Genomic DNA, 5,076 nt, shown 5'->3' on the forward strand with positions numbered 1-5,076 from the left:
TCTTATTGGGTTTAGGTCATGAAGCGGTATCCATCCAGGATCACTCCGTAGAGGAAGCCCAGACGAAGACCGTCCGCCAAGTGGAGCCACAGGCGGTTGGCCTGTCGCTGCAGCCGTGGCCGCTGTCTCACCAACACTTCCGTCAAGGCCATGGTGATAATGGCCACTATGGGATCCAGGAAGTTCAGCGAGCCGACAACGGTGGTGATGCTGTTCCCCAGAAAGAACGCCGTCGTGAAGACCACGGCCAGCAAGGACGCATGGCGCCAGGGATTGGCCGCCCAAAGGGCCAGGGAGGGGAAGGTTCCCCCCATAACCTGGCGTAGGCGGGTGCGCTGCATCACTACCGATCAGAACTCTCCGTTGACCAAGGGGAAGCCCTACTCGGAGAAGGCGTAGTCTCTGGTGAGCTTGTAGACCGTGCCGGAAAGGAGCACCAGGGCAATCAGGTTGGGAATTGCCATGAGGCCGTTCAGGGTATCGGCCACACCCCAGACAATACCCCGATCACCGGCAATGGAGCCAATGACCACAACCGCCACCCACACGAGGCGAAAAGGCTTGATGGCGTTTACGCCAAAGAGAAACTCGGTGCATTTCTCGCCGTAGAAACTCCAGCCCAGCACGGTGGTGAAGGCAAAGAGCAACAGACTCAAGGTCACAACCCAGCCACTGCCGCTTATGCTTTCGTTGAAAGCCGCGATGGACAGGTTGGAGCCTCCTTCACCCGCCCCGTTCAAGGCGCCGCTGGAGATGATCACCAGGGCCGTCAAGGTGCAGATGACGATGGTATCGATAAAAGTGCCCAGCATGGCGATGGCGCCCTGGCGGACAGGACTACTTGTTTTTGCTGCTGCGTGGGCGATGGGAGCACTACCCAGACCGGCTTCATTGGAGAAGATCCCCCGCTTGAAGCCTTGAAGAATCACCGTGCCAACGGCGCCGCCTGCCATAGCCTCTCCCGTGAAGGCATCGGAAAAAATACTGCCAACGGCGGCGGGCACTGCGGCTGCATTGCCCGCCAGCATCACCACACAAACCGCAACATAGGCGACGGCCATGAAAGGCACCACCGCAGAGGCTGCCTGGGCGATCCGTTTGACGCCGCCAATGATGACCGCGAACACCAGCGCCCCCATCACCACGGCGGTTATCCAGTTGGGGATGCCAACCGTTCCCAGCGCCTTGGCCACCTCAAACGATTGAACCCCGTTGCCGATGCCGAACGCCGCCAACATGCCAAAGAGGGCAAACGCCACCCCCAGCCAACCCCAAGCCGGTCCCAGGCCGTTCTTGATGTAGTACATGGGGCCGCCCACATGGTTGCCCAAGGGGTCCACTTCTCGATGATGCACCGCCAGGACCGCTTCGGCGTACTTCGTGGCAATGCCGAAGAAGGCAACGACCCACATCCAGAACACGGCTCCGGGTCCACCCACGAAGATGGCTGATGCCACACCGGCAATGTTGCCGGTGCCCACTGTGGCGGAGAGGGAGGTCATCAAGGCCTGGAAAGGGGTAATATCCCCGTCCTTGTCCGATGCGTCCGTGGGCTTCAGCATCAGGCGGAAACCATAGCCCAGCCGCCGGATTGGCATGAAGCCGAGCCGCACCATCAGCAGAATGCCCGTTGCAGCGATCAGCGCCACCGTGGGCCAGCCCCAGGCAAAACTGTTGATGGGATCGTTGATAGACTTAACTAATGCCTCAATTCCTCCTTCCGTCACAGCAGCCACCGAGGGCAACAGTGTCACCATGTGTTTGGGTTCCAGTTCCCTGCCAGCCTAAGCCGAATGGCCGAGTTGTCAACCTTTTGTTGTGGTGTATCAGTACCCCATGAACACCCAGGAGCATCTAAGCGATCTGGCGAGCAACTTGCTCTTTCTCTTACATTGTAGGACGCCGCCCCATGGGCTGGTTCTGTCTCTGTACCCTATAGGGCCATCCTGTTGAACACCGTCCCGTGACCTCCGACGCCACCAAACAGATTTGGCGGGTACGGCTTGTTCATGCCGAGTTGGGGGCGCGGGTGGTGGAAGCCAGTTGCGAGGGGGGAGGCCGGTTGTTGGCCATGGCTTTTGGCGAAGCCACCACCGCCGAGGTGGCGGAAGACCGGGCCCGCCGCCGGGCCGCCCGGATGCTTCTGGAGACCCACCCCGCCCCGGACCAACAGCCCCCCTCTCCACCGCCTACGGTGGAAGCGCCCGTGCCGGCAGCGGATATCCTCAAGCCGGAGCCCCTGAAGCCGGAGCCGGAGGAGGCCCCCCCTGGGTCGCCAACCGTCTCTCCCCAAGCCGTGACGCTGACGCCACGGCCGTCTCCTCCCGGCCCTGCCGTCTCTGAATCTGAAGACGCCTCCGAACCGGCGGATTGGAGTGAAGACCTGGCCCTGGTGGAAGCGCAACTGGAAAGATTGGGCTGGGATCGGAACCAGGAGAGTGTGTACCTGGAGCGTTGGTTGGGCTACATGGAGCGCAGCAGGATCACCCGCTACCAGGATCTACGGCTCTATATTGCCGCCCTGCAGACACTATCTCCCTCGGCGGATCCGTGTACGGCGCCGTTGCCTGGGCAGCTTCAGCAGCCACCGCCCTCCCGGGAGCTGCTGATTCAGAACGGCAATACCCTGTTGCGCCAGTTGGGTTGGACCACCGACCAGGGCCGAGCCTTCCTGAAACGCCACTTTGGCCACACCAGCCGCCAATCCCTGAGTGACGAGCAATTGATGAAATTCAACCGGCAACTGGATGCCCTTGCGGTCACCGTTGGCGGTGATGCAGCCCCGGTGTCTTGACGAGGGGCGCCTACCCATGACCCAAGCGATTCTCCACTGGGACTGTCCCACCGGCATTGCGGGGGATATGCTCCTGGCGGCCCTGGCGGATCTGGGCGTACCGGCGGCGGTCCTCAATCAACCCTTGGGCCAACTGGGCCTGGCGGATCAATGCCGCATTGTGACCCGGCCGGGCAGCAACGGCGGATTACGGGGCATCAAGGCCCACGTGGAGGTGTTGACCCCCCAGGAGGATCACCGCCATTGGCGCCACTTGCGCCAACTCCTGCTGAGCGCCCCCCTGGAGGATCCGGTGCGGAAGGCGGCGCTGCGCTGCTTCGGGCTGTTGGCGGAGGCGGAGGCCCGGGTTCACGGCTGCACGGTGGATGAGGTTCATTTCCACGAGGTGGGGGCCCTGGATGCCGTTGCCGACGTGCTGGGTGTGTGTGCCGGCCTTTGCCATCTGGGGGTGGAAACCGTCAGTTGCTCCCCCCTGCCCGCAGGCCATGGCTCCGTAACCACGGCCCACGGCCTGTTGCCCATCCCCGCCCCGGCAGTGCTGGAACTGGCCAGTGCCCACCGCGTTCCTTTGCTGGGCTGTGAAGGCTGGCCCCCAGGAGAGCTGGTGACCCCCACGGGACTGGCGCTGGCGGTCACCTGGAGTCGGTGCTTCGGCGCGGCGCCGGCACTGGCGCCGCGCCAGGTGGGCATCGGTCTTGGACAGCGCCGGTTGGATCGCCCCAATCAGGTGCGGTTGCTGCTGGCGGAGCCATGGCCCGGTCCCGGACGCCCCGCCCCCCGCTGGAGCCGTTCCAGGAGTGGGTGGTGCTGGTGAGTTGTCAAATCGACGACATGGACGGAGAAGCGCTGGCCACCCTGCAACAGGTCATGCTGGAGGGTGGCGCCCTGGATGCCTGGCTACAACCCATTCACATGAAAAAGCAGCGCCCCGGTCACCTGGTGGAGATTCTGGCGCGGCCTGACCACGTGAAAGCGCTCCGGCAGCTTCTGTGGAGCCACTCCACCACCCTGGGCTTACGGGAGCAGTGGCACCACCGCTGGGTCCTGCCCCGGCGCCAGGAGCAGCGACAGACTCCGTTGGGGCCGGTACGGATCAAGTGGGCCACCTTGCCGGACGGCAGCAGGCGGGGCAAGGCGGAACACGGGGACCTGGCGGCCCTGGCCCGCCGCCACCAGTTGCCCCTCCAGGAGGTGCGCCGACAGGTGCAATCCTTCCTGGAGCCTTGAGGAAGACAACGGGCCTGGTGGGCCGCTGGGCCGTGAGCCTGGTGTGTATCGGCTGCCTGGGGTGGGCCACGGCGGATCAGGGCCGGCAACTTCTGGAGTTGACCCCAAGCCCCTCGGATTGGTGGCTGTTGGTGGCTGGCGCGCTGGTGAGCGGTCTGGCGGTGGCCGTCAATGGCGTGGCCTGGGCGGTGCTGCTGCGCTGGCTGCGCTGTCCCCTGCCCACAGATCAGGCGGTAGTTGTCTTTGCCCGAACGAATCTACTCAAGTACATCCCAGGCGGGATCTGGCACTTGGCAGGGCGGATCCAACTGCTGCGGAGTCATGGTCATGGTTGGGGCCAGGCCGCCATGGGGGTGTTGCTGGATCCCCTGCTGATGGCCGTTGCCGCCCTGTTGCTGTTGCCCCTGGGGGGCTGGCAGCGGGGCTTGGGCCTGCTGGGGCCTCTGGCGGTGTTGTGTCTGCTGCCGGGGTGGCAAAAGCCCCTGCTGAAACGCCTCCTGCGCCGTGTCAAGCTGCCTCGGTTTGGGGAAGTCACCACCGCCAAGCTGTCCCCCGGCCAGGTGTTGCCGGGATCGTTCCCGGGCGGTCCGCTGCTGGCGGAGACGGCTTTTGTCCTGGTGCGCTATCTGGGCTTCGCCCTCTGTGCTGCCGCGTTCCTGCCCCCAGGAGCGCCGCCGGGATCCCTGCTCGCCGCTTTTGCCCTGGCGTGGACAGCCGGCCTGGTCATCCCCGGCGCCCCGCCGGCCTGGGGGTGTTCGAACTGGTGCTGGTGCTGTGGCTGGGGGGCCTGGTGTCGGACGAGGCGGCCCTGCTGGCCACCGCCCTCGCCTACCGGGTGGCGTCCACCATGGGGGATGCCCTGGCAGCGGCAGCGGCTTGGGGAGTGAGGCTTGGGGGATTAGAGTAAACCCTTGTCCTCCTGAGCTTATCCAGAACTTGGGTGTTGTGATATTATTACAATCTATGTACATCCTCTTCAATGGGAGCAATGTGCTTCCTAAAATGGATTGGTTTATGAGCCACTCGGCTTCTCTTTATCATGGTGCTTCCTCAAA

At 63.9% G+C, this 5,076-nt stretch carries 6 protein-coding genes; 4 read left to right on the top strand and 2 right to left on the bottom strand.

The window, feature by feature from the left end:
* Positions 1-11: 11 nt before the first annotated feature.
* Together BG35_RS0106255 and BG35_RS0106260 are read right to left on the bottom strand one after the other, a co-directional pair.
* Entirely contained in the window at positions 12-341 is a 330-nt protein-coding gene (locus BG35_RS0106255; RefSeq protein WP_025782153.1) for a DUF565 domain-containing protein, read from the bottom strand.
* 39 nt (positions 342-380) lie between these two features.
* On the bottom strand, positions 381-1,757 hold the full coding sequence (locus BG35_RS0106260; RefSeq protein ID WP_025782154.1) for an alanine/glycine:cation symporter family protein: 1,377 nt from the start codon (positions 1,755-1,757) through the stop codon (positions 381-383).
* A 206-nt stretch (positions 1,758-1,963) separates the two neighbouring features.
* Here BG35_RS0106260 and BG35_RS12730 point away from each other — a divergent pair, with 206 nt between their 5' ends.
* The 4 genes from BG35_RS12730 to BG35_RS10665 are packed head-to-tail and all read left to right on the top strand — an operon-like array spanning position 1,964 to position 4,908.
* The gene (locus BG35_RS12730; RefSeq protein ID WP_025782155.1) at positions 1,964-2,794 is read left to right on the top strand and encodes a hypothetical protein; all 831 of its coding nucleotides are present in this window, start codon (positions 1,964-1,966) and stop codon (positions 2,792-2,794) included.
* Complete coding sequence (gene larC / locus BG35_RS13815; RefSeq protein WP_269087827.1) at positions 2,748-3,608, top strand: nickel pincer cofactor biosynthesis protein LarC; 861 nt, start codon at positions 2,748-2,750, stop codon at positions 3,606-3,608. The genes BG35_RS12730 and larC overlap by 47 nt, the downstream gene beginning before the upstream one ends.
* Positions 3,545-4,021, top strand: a complete 477-nt coding sequence (gene larC2 / locus BG35_RS13820) for a nickel pincer cofactor biosynthesis protein LarC2 (RefSeq protein WP_269087828.1) — start codon at positions 3,545-3,547, stop codon at positions 4,019-4,021. Before larC ends, larC2 begins: the two co-directional genes overlap by 64 nt.
* Positions 4,018-4,908 (top strand): hypothetical protein, encoded by an 891-nt coding sequence (locus tag BG35_RS10665; protein ID WP_051506179.1) that lies wholly within the window; start codon positions 4,018-4,020, stop codon positions 4,906-4,908. Before larC2 ends, BG35_RS10665 begins: the two co-directional genes overlap by 4 nt.
* Positions 4,909-5,076: the final 168 nt, after the last annotated feature.

This window comes from Candidatus Synechococcus spongiarum SH4, assembly GCF_000586015.1.
GTDB lineage: Bacteria > Cyanobacteriota > Cyanobacteriia > PCC-6307 > Cyanobiaceae > Synechococcus_B > Synechococcus_B spongiarum_F.

Excerpts from the sequence above, each read along its gene's own strand:
- BG35_RS0106255 (WP_025782153.1), bottom strand. The coding sequence starts at position 341 with ATGCAGCGCACCCGCCTACGCCAGGTTATGGGGGGAACCTTCCCCTCC.
- larC (WP_269087827.1), top strand. The coding sequence starts at position 2,748 with ATGCCCTTGCGGTCACCGTTGGCGGTGATGCAGCCCCGGTGTCTTGAC.
- larC2 (WP_269087828.1), top strand. The coding sequence starts at position 3,545 with ATGGCCCGGTCCCGGACGCCCCGCCCCCCGCTGGAGCCGTTCCAGGAG.
- BG35_RS0106260 (WP_025782154.1), bottom strand. The coding sequence starts at position 1,757 with ATGGTGACACTGTTGCCCTCGGTGGCTGCTGTGACGGAAGGAGGAATT.